The organism is Paraburkholderia phymatum (assembly GCF_040965635.1).
GTDB lineage: Bacteria > Pseudomonadota > Gammaproteobacteria > Burkholderiales > Burkholderiaceae > Paraburkholderia > Paraburkholderia phymatum_B.
The window spans coordinates 319,167-332,553 of record NZ_JBFRCH010000006.1 but is presented as its reverse complement, the minus strand read 5'-3'; the positions used below and the strand labels follow the sequence as shown (position 1 = coordinate 332,553).

Sequence of the window (13,387 nt, the reverse complement as noted above, 5' to 3'; positions counted from 1 at the left end):
CCGGGCGGTTAAGGTCCGTTCGGGGCTTTGCTTTTTTGGGGACTTGGGTTCCGCTTCAGTGGGTGAAGGGGCGGTGGGTGGACGGTCATTTATGTTACCGGGTTTGGGAGTCCGAATGAGGCATCCACTACAAACGCTCGCACAAGCTTTCGCCTGTTGCCCTCAGTGGGGCAACCTGACATCCAGCTTAAACGTCACCAACCGCGCCACAAGAATAAACCCCGTAGCAATCAACACGCTGTAGACCGTATCGAAGTTGAAGTAATCCAGCAGCAGATAGACCCAACACCCAGCAAGCGCACAAGTCGCATAAGGCCGTGAGTCCCGGAGAATCAACGGAACCTCATTGCAGATCACATCGCGCATAATCCCGCCGAACACGCCCGTAGCAACACCCATCATCGAAGCCACGAACCACGGCATCTGAGCATCGAGCGCCAGAGAAGTCCCGGAGATACTGAAGAGCCCAAGCCCAACCGCATCAGCCACCAGCAGCACGCGCTCATTAAAAACCCGCGTGTAAGTCTTAAGCACAAACGGCGCGAAGAATGAAAGAGCGAAGATCAGAATCGCATACCACTGATGCTCGACCCAATAGAACGGCCTCCGATCGAGCAACACGTCCCTAACCGTCCCGCCACCAAACGCCGTAGCCATCGCCACAAGAAAAGTCCCAACAGCATCGAGCCGTTTCGTACGAGCCTCGATAAAACCGGAGATCGCGTAGGCGAGAATAGCCAGCGCTTCCATGATGGCAAGCGCGAGAGTGAGTCGAGGATGCATCGTTGAAAAGCCTTTTCAGACTTTACCGGACGAAGACGGCGAAGAAGTCCCCGAGCCGGAGCCAGCACCAGATCCCACCGATCCAGGCTGCAACAGAATAAGTACAGCACCCGCGCCGCCATCATGCGGACGAGCCTGCGAAAACGCGATGACTTCTTCCTTCTGCACGAGCCACGCACGAACCTTGCCCTTCAGCACAGGCTCTTTCCCAACCGACCCCAGCCCTTTCCCATGAATTACGCGCAGACAGCGTAGGCCTTTCTTGCTCGCCTCACGGATGAACTCAGACAAAGCCTCACGCGCTTCCTCACGACGCATCCCATGCAGATCAAGCTGCGCCTGCACGATCCACGCACCGCGTCGGAGCTTCTTAACGATTTCCTGGCTCACGCCCGGACGACAGTAGGAAAGCGACTCATCGGTATCGAGCAGCACTTCGGGATCGAACTCGTCGGAGATCGCTTCATGCAGCACGGCTTCTTCGTCGAGTTTCGTCTGCATCGGAACGGGCGCTGGCGGCGTGCGCGTCACCGACGCGCGAGGTTTCGCGCTGAGCGGCGCGACTTCGCCGATTTCACGCCGAAACAGTTCGGCATCCGCGGCCGCTTCACGCGACGCTTGGACCGCCGCAGCCTTCTCACGCTGAGCGCGTTGAGCAGCGCCTTTCAACGCATCGCGCAAACCACCCAGCCCGGCCAACCCCGCGCCAGCCTCTACCAAAGGCTTCTTCGACGAAGACGAAGAAGCCGAAGCACCAGCGTCAGACGGCGCTTCAGCGTTAGCAGGACTGGAAGCCGCAGTACGCGGCCGTTTCGGTTCGCTCGGATGGGGCAGATTCTTAGGCATGGCGATCGAAGCAGAAAACAAAAAGGGCCGCCGGCATCACGCCGCGGCCCTTTCAGACATTGAGAATCTCAACAAGCGCGGCAAGCCTGCTGCATGCCGCTATTCTACCGATCCGCGTTCCCCGTTCCACGCAAACCATTTACCGGACGAGACCACGGAAAAAGCATCAAATCGAACGCTCAGCCTCGGCGCTCATCGCGCGCTCGCCGATCGACTCGTGAATGCTTTCCAGATAACGCTGCGCATCCAGAGCGGCCATACAGCCCGTGCCCGCGCTCGTGATCGCCTGACGGTACACGTGGTCCTGCACGTCGCCGGCAGCGAACACGCCCGGCACGCTCGTGCCCGTTGCATTGCCGCTCAGGCCGCCGTTCGTGATGATGTAGCCGTTCTTCATCTCCAGCTGGCCTTCGAAGATATCCGTGTTCGGCTTGTGGCCAATCGCGACGAACAGACCTTGCAGATCGATATCGGTGGTCGCGCCCGTCTTCACGTTCTTGACGCGCAGGCCGTTGACGCCGCCGTCATCGCCCTTCACCTCGTCGAGCACGTGGTCCCACTTGATCTCGACGACGCCTTCCTTTTCCTTCTCCAGCAGACGGTCGATCAGGATCGGCTCGGCGCGGAACTTGTCGCGGCGGTGGATCACCGTCACCTTCTTCGCGATGCCCGCGAGATACAGCGCTTCTTCAACGGCCGTATTGCCGCCGCCGACCACGGCGACGTGCTGGTTCTTGTAGAAGAAGCCGTCGCAGGTCGCGCACGCCGACACGCCGCGACCCATGTACAGCTCTTCCGACGGCAAGCCGAGATATTGCGCCGATGCGCCCGTCGCGATGATCAGCGAATCGCACGTGTATTCGCCCGAATCGCCGATCAGGCGAATCGGCTTCTCGTCCAGCCTGGCCGTGTGGATGTGGTCGAACACGATTTCGGTGTTAAAGCGCTCGGCGTGCTCGAGGAAGCGTGTCATAAGCTCCGGACCTTGCACGCCCTTGGCATCGGCGGGCCAGTTTTCGACGTCCGTCGTGGTCATCAGCTGGCCACCCTGCGCAAGGCCCGTGACGAGCACCGGCGACAGGTTGGCGCGCGCCGCATAGACGGCCGCCGTGTAACCGGCAGGGCCGGAACCGAGAATCAAAACCTTCGCGTGTTTAGTCGGGGAAGCTGGCATGATCGAAATCCGTTAAAAGCGTCGGTCAGGGGTGGAACATCGGCTGCAATGACCGGCGGTACTGGCGTCGAGCCGGGAAACCTGCTTGACACGATAGATGGGTATCAGCCCCGTATTATAAAGGGCGGGGCAAGCGGCTGCTTCATGAAGCTTTGCGATCAACGCGATAGCGGATGCCAACGGCATCGGCGCGAAAGTCGGGCGAAAACACGCCGATTTCGCCGGAAAGCGTATGGGAATTACGACATTCCTGGCCGTTCGGCTGACGTTACCGTCATTTACAGCCTTGCGCGCAACAGTGCGTTTACAATAGTCGCCGATGAACGACAGGCGGCTTGCCGGCAGGATGCGAGTGACTCCGTCGGCACCTGAACCGGTCCCCGACGGCGAATTGAAGGGCAACTGAACCGGCACCTGAAACCGCTGCAGGCCGCACACGCAACAGGCTCAATGGCAAAAGCTCCCTATTCCGCGAACTCGCAGGCATTGCCTCACCGCATGTCGCGTCTTTTCACCGAAATCCGCTGGATTCTCCAGCTGGCGCTCGGCGTTTTCCTCGTGATGGCGCTGATCAGCTACAGCCGCCGCGACCCGAGCTGGACGCACGCGGCGCAGGTCGATCACATCTCGAACTGGGCCGGCCGCGTCGGCGCCTGGACCTCCGACATTCTCCTTCTGCTCTTCGGCCTCTCCGCCTGGTGGTGGCTCGTGCTGCTCGCGCGCCGCATCTCGGCGAACTACAAGCGCATCACGCGTCACGAAGAGCCCGACGAAAACGCGCCGCGCGACAACAGCTGGCTCGCGGACGTGTTCGCGTTCGCGCTTGTGCTGCTCGCGTGCGACGGCATCGAGGCGCTGCGCATGTGGTCGCTCAAAGTGCAGTTGCCGCGCGCGCCGGGCGGCGTGATCGGCGAGGCGGTCGCGAAGGGCGTGTCGCATGCGCTCGGTTTCACGGGCGGCACTTTGGCGCTGCTGATTGCGCTTGCCATCGGCTTGTCGCTGTTCTTCCGTTTTTCGTGGTTGTCGGTGTGCGAGAAGGTCGGCGATTCGATCCTCTCCGGCGTGACGCTCGCGAAACTGCGCCGCGAAGCCGGCCGCGACCGCAAGCTCGGCGAGGCGGCTGCCGTGAAGCGCGAAGGCAAGGTCGAGCAGAGCCGCGTGAAGGCCGAGGAGCACGAGCCTGTCGTGATCGTGCCGCCTGTGACGAAGCCGGAGAAGTCGGAGCGCGTCGAGAGAGAACGTCAGGTGCCTCTCTTCGAGAGCCTGCCCGGCGATTCGACGTTGCCCGCCATCTCGCTGCTCGATCCCGCGCCCGCGACGCAGGAAACCATTTCCGCCGATACGCTCGAATTCACCTCGCGTCTCATTGAGAAGAAGCTGAAGGACTTCGGCGTCGACGTGAGCGTGGTCGCCGCTTATCCTGGTCCTGTCGTCACGCGCTACGAAATCGAGCCGGCTGTCGGCGTGAAGGGCAGCCAGATCGTGAATCTCGCGAAGGACCTCGCGCGCTCGCTGTCGCTCACGTCGATCCGAGTCGTCGAGACGATTCCTGGCAAGAACTTCATGGCGCTCGAACTGCCGAACCAGCGTCGTCAGACGGTGCGGCTGTCGGAGATCCTTGGCTCGACCGTTTATGCCGACGCCGGTTCGCCGCTGACGATGGGCCTCGGCAAGGACATCGGCGGCAAGCCCGTGTGCGCGGACCTCGCGAAGATGCCGCACCTGCTGGTTGCCGGTACGACGGGTTCGGGCAAGTCGGTCGGTATCAACGCGATGATTCTCTCGTTGCTCTACAAGGCGAGCGCCGAGCAGGTGCGGATGATCCTGATCGATCCGAAGATGCTCGAAATGAGTGTCTATGAAGGCATTCCGCATCTGCTGTGTCCCGTCGTCACGGATATGCGCCAGGCCGGCAACGCGCTGAACTGGACCGTTGCCGAAATGGAGCGCCGCTACAAGCTGATGAGCAAGCTCGGCGTGCGCAATCTTGCCGGCTTCAACAACAAGATCGACGAAGCGGCGAAGCGCGAAGAGAAGATTCCGAATCCGTTCAGCCTGACACCGGACGATCCTGAACCGCTGTCGCGTCTGCCGAATATCGTTGTCGTGATCGACGAACTGGCTGACCTGATGATGGTGGTCGGCAAGAAGGTCGAAGAACTGATCGCGCGTATCGCACAGAAGGCGCGCGCGGCGGGCATCCATCTGATTCTCGCGACGCAGCGTCCGTCCGTCGACGTCATCACCGGCCTGATCAAGGCCAACGTGCCGACGCGGATGGCGTTCCAGGTGTCGTCGAAGATCGACTCGCGCACCATTCTCGATCAGCAGGGTGCGGAATCGCTGCTCGGCATGGGCGACATGCTATATCTGCCGCCGGGCACGGGTCTGCCGATTCGCGTCCACGGCGCGTTCGTGTCCGACGACGAAGTGCATCGCGTCGTCGACAAGCTCAAGGAGCAGGGCGAGCCGAACTACATCGAAGGGCTGCTGGAAGGCGGCGTGTCGGGCGAAGGCGACGAGGGTTCCTCGGATGCTGCGGGAACCGGAGCGGGCGGCGGCGAGTCCGACCCTCTGTACGATCAGGCGGTCGAAATCGTCATCAAGAACCGCCGCGCGTCGATCTCGCTCGTGCAGCGGCATCTGCGCATCGGCTACAACCGCGCCGCGCGTCTGCTCGAACAGATGGAGCAGTCGGGGCTGGTGTCGGCGATGTCGTCGAATGGCAATCGCGAAATTCTGGTGCCCGCGCGCGAGACGGATTGACACTCGGCGCTTCATTCATGCGACTGATGACGGACAGCGGCACGCGTTGAAGCGTGGCCGCTGTTTTGGTTTCACATTCCGTGCGCATCGGAACGATACAAGCGACGAGCTTGTACGACACAAGGGAGAAAACAACATGCTGCAAATCGTTGGGTCTAAGACCCGTCTTGGCAGTCTGATGCGCACGCTGGCGTTCGGCGCATCGATGCTCGTCGCGTCGCAGGCATTCGCAAGCGGCACGGAGCAACTGAAGCAGTTCGTCTCGCAAGTGCGTTCGGCGCGCGGCGAATTCGTGCAATCCGAAGTGCGTGCGCCGAGCAATGCACAGCAACAGGCGAGCGGCGTCCTGTCAACGCAAGGTGCGACGCAGAACAAAGTGTCGAGCGGCACGTTCACGTTCGCGCGGCCGGGCAAGTTCATCTGGGCGTATGAGAAGCCGTACGCACAACTGCTGCAGGCAGACGGCGACAAGCTCTACGTCTACGACAAGGATCTGAACCAGGTGACGGTGCGCAAGCTGGGTGGCGCGCTCGGCGCGAGCCCGGCGGCGATCCTGTTCGGCAGCAACGATCTCGAGAAGAATTTCACGCTGAAGGACGCGGGCGTGAAGGCGGGCATCGACTGGCTCGAACTGATTCCGAAGTCGAAGGACACGCAGTTTCAGCGCGTCGGTATCGGCTTTCGTGACGGCAATCTCGAAGCGATGGAACTGCACGACGTCTTCGGCAACGTGACGCTGCTGAAATTCTCGAACATCCAGAAGAACCCGCCGCTGCCCGCCGACGCGTTCAAGTTCACGGTGCCGAAGGGCGCCGACGTGATCAACGGCTAAACGCCGCGTTCATCCTTGAAGGCCTGGCGCCGGATGCGCGGCCTTCATATCGTCGATAAACGCATCGACGATATCCGTCCGATGCTGCCGCGTGCGCGTGACCATATGAAACGCGACGCGGTAGCTCATCTGCTGCGGGTTCAGCGCGGCGAGCAAACGCTCGTTCACATACGGCGCGGCGAAGTGCCCCGGCAGATAGCCGAGGTGATGGCCCGACAGCACGAGCATCGCGACGGCTTCCATGTTGTCGGCGACGGCGGTGACGTTGCCCGGCGTCGTCGATGCTTCGGCCTCGGGCAGCGGATAGCTGCGCCACGCCCATTCGTGCTGCGCGGCTTGCGCCGGCGTCACGTTGCCCGCCTGAGCGAACAGCGGATGCCCCTTCGCACAATACGCGAGCTGTTCCTCGGAAAAGATCTCCGTGTACTCAAGTGACGGCACGCGATGCCAGAAATATCCGATGCCGATTTGAATCCGTCCGCTCAACAGCAGCTCTTCGAGTTCGCCGGGCGAGCGCACGAGAATCGAAAATCGCACGGATTCGTCGCGAGCACGGAAACGCGCAATCGCATCGCTGATCCTGGCGCTTTCCGACACCGGCGTATGACCGATCATCCCAATTCCGAGCGTGCCGACCAGCTTCCGGCCGACATTGCGCGCTTGCACGCCGAACGCATCGACGGCGGAAAGCAGCGTACGCGCTGCGTCGACGAACTGCTCGCCTCGCGCGGTCAGGCTAAAACCGCTGCGGCCGCGTTCGCACAGGCGGTAGCCGAGTCGCGTTTCCAGCGTCGATAACTGGGTGCTGATTGTCGACTGTCCTACGTTCAATGTAGCCTGAGCAGGCGAAACACCGCCCGCGTCCACGATGGCGAGGAACACGCGGATCAGGCGCAAATCGAGATCGGTCAGTTGGGCGAACATGCGGCAGGATACATCGACGGGGATCGATGTGAAGTTTATTTTGTCGGCATTTTATGTTCGCCGAATGCGCACAAAAATGAGAAATGCCCCGGCGTCGCGCGCTTTGCGGCGTCTGGATTCCTCGCTTTATTGAGACGCTGTGCTTGCCATTGGCGAACTACGATGAATACTTCCTCGAACTTCGTTTCCCCAGACCTCACGGAGCGCCCGCAGCCGTTGTCGGGCAACGCGATGACGCGCGCGGGCGGCATCGCCACGATGATGCGGCTGCCGAACGTCGGGTCGCCGCAAGGGCTCGATGTCTGTTTCGTCGGCGTGCCGTTCGATCTCGGCACGTCGAACCGCACGGGCGCGCGCTTCGGTCCACGTCAGATCCGTGCCGAATCGGTGCTGCTGCGCCCGTACAACATGGCGACGCGCGCCGCGCCGTTCGATTCGCTGCGCGTCGCGGACATCGGCGATGTTGCAATCAATCCGTACAACCTCCTGGATTCGATCGGCCGCATTGAGCGCGCTTATGACGAAATCCTGCAACACGGGACGAAGCCGATCACGCTGGGCGGCGATCACACGATCACGCTGCCGATCCTGCGCTCGATTCATCGCAAATACGGCAAGGTCGGTCTGATTCACGTCGACGCGCACGCGGACGTCAACGACACGATGATGGGCGAAAAGATCGCGCACGGCACGCCGTTTCGGCGCGCGGTCGAAGAGGGCCTGCTGGATTGCGAGCGCGTCGTGCAGATCGGCCTGCGCGGCACGGGCTACGCGGCCGAAGACTTCGACTGGTGCCGCGACCAGGGCTTCGAGGTCGTGCAGGCGGAAGCGTGCTGGAACCAGTCGCTGACGCCGCTGATGTCGCGCGTGCGCGAGAAGATGGGCGACGGCCCGGTGTACATCACGTTCGATATCGACGGCATCGATCCCGCTTTCGCGCCGGGCACGGGCACGCCCGAGATCGCCGGGCTGACTGTGCCGCAAGCGCTCGAGATCATTCGCGGCGCGCACGGGCTGAATATCGTGGGCTGCGATCTGGTGGAAGTCGCGCCGGCGTACGATCCGTTCGGCACGACGGCGCTGCTCGGCGCCAATCTCGCGTTCGAAATGCTGTGCGTGCTGCCGGGTGTCGAGTATCGGCCAGCGACGCGATAACCCGTAGTACATGACGGCGGCGGCTGTAACGCGTCGTCGGCAACGAGACGGTTCCGAATATCGTCGATAGAACGCCCATGACGTCCGTTATGGGCATTGTCGTTTCTGCTGCCATCGCGCGGCAACGCGACAAGACCGCAATTTCAGAATAGTGAGCTAGAGACCCGCCCCCCGTGTCGCTACGCTACACCGGGTTTGTCGCAAAGCGCGTCGGCCCGCTTCGAATCCTCTCGCACTTCTTCTGAAACCATCTCTCAGGATCAAGTCATGTACGGCGACTTGCAGAATCTCGACCCCGCCATCGACCGTTATTCAGCCGCCGTGTCTTTGTATGGCCAAGACCGTTTCGACGAAGCGTTGGCGCTGATCGAGCCGTTGCTGCACGCACAGCCGGTCGATGCGCAGGTTCTCAATCTGGCTGCCGCGTGCCATCTGTCGATCGGACGTCTGAACGATGCCGAGGCGTACTGGCGGCGCGCGATCGACACGAGGCCCGATTACTGCGACGCGCACAACAACCTGGGCGTCGTGCTCAAGGAACTGGGCCGCCTGATGGAAGCCGAGGTGTGCTATCGGCAGGCGCTGTCCATCGCGCCGGACCATGCGGGCGCACACGTGAATCTCGGGCGGCTCTTTGCGCAACTCGGCCGTCCGGATGAAGCGGAATCCTTCTATCTGCGCGCCCTCGCACTTCAGCCCCGCGACGGCGATACGTACGTCAATCTGGGCGTGCTGTATCAGGACCAGATGCGTCTGCCCGAAGCCGAGGCGGCGTACAGCAACGCCCTTGCCGCCGATCCGCGCGAGGTCAAGGCGCATTTCAATCTGGGCGTGGTGCTCAAGATGCAACGGCGTTTCGCCGAAGCGGAAGCCTCGTACCGACAGGCGCTCGCACTGCGTCCGGACTACTTCGAGGTGAAGATCAACCTCGCTCATCTGCTAATAACCGTTGGACGTCTCGACGAAGGATGGGCGCTGTTCGAAGCTCGCTATGATCCCGCGTGGCCGCAGCGCAAGATAGCGCCGCCGCCTGTCGATTTTCCGATGTTGCGCGGCGAGCCGCTCGCGGGCAAGTCGCCGCTGGTATGGCCAGAGCAGGGGCACGGCGACAGCCTCCAGTTCTGCCGCTATTTGCCGATGCTCAAGGCGCAAGGCCTTGCGAAGCTGAGTTTCGCGTGTTCGCCTGTGTTGCAGAGTCTGTTCGAAACCATCGAAGGCGTGGACGAATGCATTCCGCTCGACGGCGAGCATGAAATTCCGCCGCACGACTTTGCGTGCTTGACGATGAGCCTGCCGCGCCGCTTGCACACCACGCTCGCGAGCATTCCAGGCGCGACGCCTTATCTGCGGGTGCCGCCGTCGCGCGCGGCCAGATGGAAAGGCAGGCTGCCCGCTGGCAAGTTCAACGTGGGGCTTGTGTGGGCTGGCGATCCGCGCCCCGATCAACCGGCGATCAACGCGGTCGATCGCCGCCGCTCGCTCGACGCGCGCGCCTATCTGCCGTTGCTGTGCGTGCCCGGCGTCTCATTCGTGAGTCTGCAAAAGGGCGCGTCGACGCAGCCGCAAATCGATACGTTGCCAGCGGAACTGCGTCCATTCGATCCGATGCACGACGTGCACGACTTTGCCGACACGGCTGCGATCATCGAACAACTGGACCTGGTGATTACCGTCGATACGTCGATCGCGCATCTGGCGGGTGCGCTCGACAAGCCCGTGTGGATTCTGTCGCGCTACGACGGTTGCTGGCGATGGCTGCATGATCGCGACGATACGCCGTGGTATCCGCGCGCACGTCTCTTTCATCAGCGGCAGCCCGGCGAGTGGGGCGAGGTGATCGAGCGCGTGAAGCTCGCGCTCGAAGCGTGGTCGGCGCGCCAACGCGCGCCCGCTTGTTGATCGAACGGATGTGACCTACGCGTAAGCCTGCTTGCGCGTCGACACGAACGCGAGATAGCACAGCCCGCCGATCGCCAGCGCGGGCAGCGTCGCACCGAGATTCGGCAGCCACTGATTGATCGCCTGATACGCGGCAATGCCAATCGCCCACGCGACGAACGCGCTCACGTGCCAGCCGCCCGAGAAGCAATAGCGGCCTTGCGTATCGGCGAGCGAGTCTGCGTCGATGCGGCGCCTGCGCACGATGAAGTGATCGGCCAGCACCACGCCGAACAGCGGCGCGAACACCGAGCCGATCAGCAGCAGGAAGTTCTGATACTTCGCCATCGGCACGAGCAGCGCGATCAGCGTGCACAGCGCGCCGAACCCGGCCGACAACATTGGGACGCTCGCGCGCGTCCAGAACGTGCCCGTCGAGACGGCTGCCGAGTGCACGTCGGCGAACGCGTTGTCGATTTCGTCGATCAGCACCAGCAGCAGCGCGAGGCCGCCGCCTGCTTGCGCGAGCGCCGTCGTCAGCAGCGCGTCGTCGCCGCCCGCGGCGAGCCCGTACACCGCGCCGAGTGCGTAGAACCAGATATTCGCAATGCCGTAGCCGAAGATCGTGCCGCGGAACGTCTCGCCAGCCTTTCGGCCGAAACGCGTGTAGTCGGCGATTAGCGGCAGCCACGACAGCGGCATCGCGACGACGAGATCGACGGCGCCGCCAAACGACATCTCGCCATTGCCCGGACGATGCATCAGCGCGCCGACATCGTGCTGCGCCAGCACCGCGTAGGTCAGCCACGCGGCGCCCGCGAGCAGCAGCCAGATGCCCCACGTGCGCAGAAAGCGCCGCACGAACGACAGCGGGCCGCTGATCGCGAGCAGCGTCGCGAGCACGCCGAAGATCAGCGTCCAGATCAGCGGCGCCGAAAAGCCGAAGGCCTGCTTCGACAGCGCGTCGGCGGAATCACGCATCACGATCACTTCGAACGCGCCCCAGCCGACCAGCTGGATCATATTCAGCACGGCGGGAATCGACGCGCCGCGCACGCCGAGCGTCGGACGCAGCGACGACATCGCCGCGAGCCCCGTATCCGTGCCGATCACGCCCGCGAGCGCGAGCAGCACGACGCCGATCACGCTGCCGATCGCGATCGCCAGCAGCGCGTGCGGCAGCGACAGCCCGGGCACGAGCAGCGCGCCGGCCTGCGCGACCAGCAGGCCGATGCCGAGCGAAAACCACAGCGCGAATGCGTCGCCCGTCCTGAACGCGCGGCGCGAATCCGGCACCGGCTTGAGCGGTGCGTAAGTCGAACCGGCCTCGCCGGTCATGGAATCCTGAGCCATCGAATCTCTTTCCTGTCTGTCGTTGTCGGTCGTCGTCGTTGCGGCCGCGTTCCGTCACGGTACGCGCATTGCGGCCCGCCTATCAGAAAGTGCCTATGACGTTTGCCGCCGGCCTTGCCGCGCTGCGGCTGTCATAATGCACAACTCTGCATGCGTCGCCGTTCGCTTGTTGGCGGTTCGACGCGGTTGCATGCCGTTCAGGGGCAGATCGTCGCGTGTCCTATCAGTGCATGTGGTGCATCGTGACGGTTTATACCCGAAAAGCTGAGATTATCCCCAAAACGCCATGTTTGAAGAAACCCGCGCCAACGTTCCCCTCGCCGAGCGCTTGCGGCCGCGCAGCATCGACGAAGTCATCGGACAAAAGCATCTGCTAGGCCCGAACAAGCCGCTGCGTGTCGCGTTCGAGTCCGGCGAAGCGCACTCGATGATCCTCTGGGGCCCGCCGGGCGTCGGCAAGACGACGCTCGCGCGCCTGATGGCCGACGCGTTCGATGCGGAGTTCATCGCGCTGTCGGCGGTGCTCTCGGGCGTGAAGGACATTCGCGAAGCCGTCGAGACGGCGCAGATCCATCGCGCGAACGGCCACCAGACGCTCGTGTTCGTCGACGAAGTGCATCGCTTCAACAAGAGCCAGCAAGACGCGTTCTTGCCGCATGTCGAGTCGGGTCTGTTCGTGTTCGTCGGCGCGACGACGGAGAACCCGTCGTTCGAGGTGAACAGCGCGTTGCTGTCGCGGGCGGCCGTCTACGTGCTCAAGAGCCTCGATACCGACGAGCAGCGCGAACTGCTGGACCGCGCGCAACAGGAATTGGGCGGCTTCACGTTCACCGACGAGTCGCGCGACGCGCTGATCGGTTCCGCCGACGGTGACGGCCGCAAGCTGCTGAACAACATGGAAATCGTCGCGCGCGCGGCGGCCCGGCAGAACAAGACGGAGATCGACGGCGAACTGCTCGCGAGCGCGCTCGCCGAAAACCTGCGCCGCTTCGACAAGGGCGGCGACGCGTTCTACGATCAGATCAGCGCGCTTCACAAGTCGGTGCGGGGTAGCAATCCCGACGGCGCGCTGTACTGGTTCTGCCGCATGCTCGACGGCGGCGCGGACCCACGCTATCTGTCGCGGCGCATCGTGCGCATGGCGTGGGAGGACATCGGTCTCGCCGATCCGCGCGCCGCGCGCATCGCGCTCGACGCCGCCGAAACCTACGAGCGCCTCGGCACGCCCGAAGGCGAACTCGCGCTCGCACAGGCCGTGATCTATCTGGCCGTCGCGCCGAAGTCGAACGCGGGCTACAACGCGTACAACGCGGCGCGCAGTTTCGTCGGCAAGGACCAGTCGCGCGCGGTGCCGATCCACTTGCGCAACGCGCCGACGAAACTGATGAAGGAACTCGGCTACGGCCACGAATACCGCTACGCGCACGACGAACCGGACGCATATGCTGCGGGCGAGACCTATCTGCCCGACGGCATGCGTGAGCCGCACTGGTACCAGCCGACGCCGCGCGGGCTAGAAGGCAAGATCGGCGAGAAGCTCACGCGCCTTGCCGAACTCGATGCGCAATGGCGAAGCGGGAACAGGAAGAAGAGTTGATCAAGCGCGCTTTGCGCCAGAGCCGACAATGCCGCCGGCGACCCACGCCGGTGCGCTAAAATCGCCCATTCACACAACG

General features: G+C 63.0%; 10 protein-coding genes. 5 read left to right on the top strand and 5 right to left on the bottom strand.

Annotated elements, in window-relative coordinates:
- Positions 1 to 162: 162 nt before the first annotated feature.
- The 3 genes from AB4Y32_RS15140 to trxB form a co-directional block, all read right to left on the bottom strand.
- Positions 163 to 783 (bottom strand): trimeric intracellular cation channel family protein, encoded by a 621-nt coding sequence (locus AB4Y32_RS15140; RefSeq protein WP_368722088.1) that lies wholly within the window; start codon positions 781 to 783, stop codon positions 163 to 165.
- Positions 784 to 798: 15 nt separating this feature from the next.
- On the bottom strand, positions 799 to 1,629 hold the full coding sequence (locus AB4Y32_RS15135) for a Smr/MutS family protein (protein WP_368722087.1): 831 nt from the start codon (positions 1,627 to 1,629) through the stop codon (positions 799 to 801).
- A gap of 166 nt (positions 1,630 to 1,795) precedes the next feature.
- Positions 1,796 to 2,803 carry a thioredoxin-disulfide reductase gene (gene trxB / locus AB4Y32_RS15130; RefSeq protein ID WP_368722086.1) on the bottom strand — a complete coding sequence of 336 codons (1,008 nt, stop codon included), beginning with the start codon at positions 2,801 to 2,803 and terminating at the stop codon, positions 1,796 to 1,798.
- A 450-nt stretch (positions 2,804 to 3,253) separates the two neighbouring features.
- Between trxB and AB4Y32_RS15125 the strand changes: the two genes are divergently transcribed.
- Positions 3,254 to 5,569, top strand: a complete 2,316-nt coding sequence (locus tag AB4Y32_RS15125; RefSeq protein ID WP_368722085.1) for a DNA translocase FtsK — start codon at positions 3,254 to 3,256, stop codon at positions 5,567 to 5,569.
- A gap of 136 nt (positions 5,570 to 5,705) precedes the next feature.
- Positions 5,706 to 6,401, top strand: a complete 696-nt coding sequence (gene lolA / locus AB4Y32_RS15120) for an outer membrane lipoprotein chaperone LolA (RefSeq protein WP_368722084.1) — start codon at positions 5,706 to 5,708, stop codon at positions 6,399 to 6,401.
- A gap of 9 nt (positions 6,402 to 6,410) precedes the next feature.
- Here the strand turns inward: lolA and AB4Y32_RS15115 are convergent, their stop codons facing one another.
- Positions 6,411 to 7,325 (bottom strand): LysR family transcriptional regulator, encoded by a 915-nt coding sequence (locus AB4Y32_RS15115; RefSeq protein WP_368722083.1) that lies wholly within the window; start codon positions 7,323 to 7,325, stop codon positions 6,411 to 6,413.
- 162 nt (positions 7,326 to 7,487) lie between these two features.
- Between AB4Y32_RS15115 and speB the strand changes: the two genes are divergently transcribed.
- Both speB and AB4Y32_RS15105 read left to right on the top strand, forming a co-directional pair.
- A complete protein-coding gene (gene speB, locus AB4Y32_RS15110) occupies positions 7,488 to 8,480 on the top strand; it encodes an agmatinase (RefSeq protein WP_368722082.1) in 993 nt (330 codons plus the stop codon).
- Positions 8,481 to 8,747: 267 nt separating this feature from the next.
- Complete coding sequence (locus AB4Y32_RS15105) at positions 8,748 to 10,379, top strand: tetratricopeptide repeat protein (RefSeq protein WP_368722081.1); 1,632 nt, start codon at positions 8,748 to 8,750, stop codon at positions 10,377 to 10,379.
- Positions 10,380 to 10,394: 15 nt separating this feature from the next.
- Here the strand turns inward: AB4Y32_RS15105 and cytX are convergent, their stop codons facing one another.
- Positions 10,395 to 11,711 carry a putative hydroxymethylpyrimidine transporter CytX gene (cytX, locus tag AB4Y32_RS15100; protein ID WP_368722080.1) on the bottom strand — a complete coding sequence of 439 codons (1,317 nt, stop codon included), beginning with the start codon at positions 11,709 to 11,711 and terminating at the stop codon, positions 10,395 to 10,397.
- Positions 11,712 to 11,997: 286 nt separating this feature from the next.
- On the opposite strand from cytX, the gene AB4Y32_RS15095 reads away from it, so the two are divergent.
- A complete protein-coding gene (locus AB4Y32_RS15095; RefSeq protein ID WP_368722079.1) occupies positions 11,998 to 13,308 on the top strand; it encodes a replication-associated recombination protein A in 1,311 nt (436 codons plus the stop codon).
- Positions 13,309 to 13,387: the final 79 nt, after the last annotated feature.

Excerpts from the sequence above, each read along its gene's own strand:
- AB4Y32_RS15140 (WP_368722088.1), bottom strand. The coding sequence starts at position 783 with ATGCATCCTCGACTCACTCTCGCGCTTGCCATCATGGAAGCGCTGGCT.
- AB4Y32_RS15135 (WP_368722087.1), bottom strand. The coding sequence starts at position 1,629 with ATGCCTAAGAATCTGCCCCATCCGAGCGAACCGAAACGGCCGCGTACT.
- trxB (WP_368722086.1), bottom strand. The coding sequence starts at position 2,803 with ATGCCAGCTTCCCCGACTAAACACGCGAAGGTTTTGATTCTCGGTTCC.
- AB4Y32_RS15125 (WP_368722085.1), top strand. The coding sequence starts at position 3,254 with ATGGCAAAAGCTCCCTATTCCGCGAACTCGCAGGCATTGCCTCACCGC.
- lolA (WP_368722084.1), top strand. The coding sequence starts at position 5,706 with ATGCTGCAAATCGTTGGGTCTAAGACCCGTCTTGGCAGTCTGATGCGC.
- AB4Y32_RS15115 (WP_368722083.1), bottom strand. The coding sequence starts at position 7,325 with ATGTTCGCCCAACTGACCGATCTCGATTTGCGCCTGATCCGCGTGTTC.
- speB (WP_368722082.1), top strand. The coding sequence starts at position 7,488 with ATGAATACTTCCTCGAACTTCGTTTCCCCAGACCTCACGGAGCGCCCG.
- AB4Y32_RS15105 (WP_368722081.1), top strand. The coding sequence starts at position 8,748 with ATGTACGGCGACTTGCAGAATCTCGACCCCGCCATCGACCGTTATTCA.
- cytX (WP_368722080.1), bottom strand. The coding sequence starts at position 11,711 with ATGGCTCAGGATTCCATGACCGGCGAGGCCGGTTCGACTTACGCACCG.
- AB4Y32_RS15095 (WP_368722079.1), top strand. The coding sequence starts at position 11,998 with ATGTTTGAAGAAACCCGCGCCAACGTTCCCCTCGCCGAGCGCTTGCGG.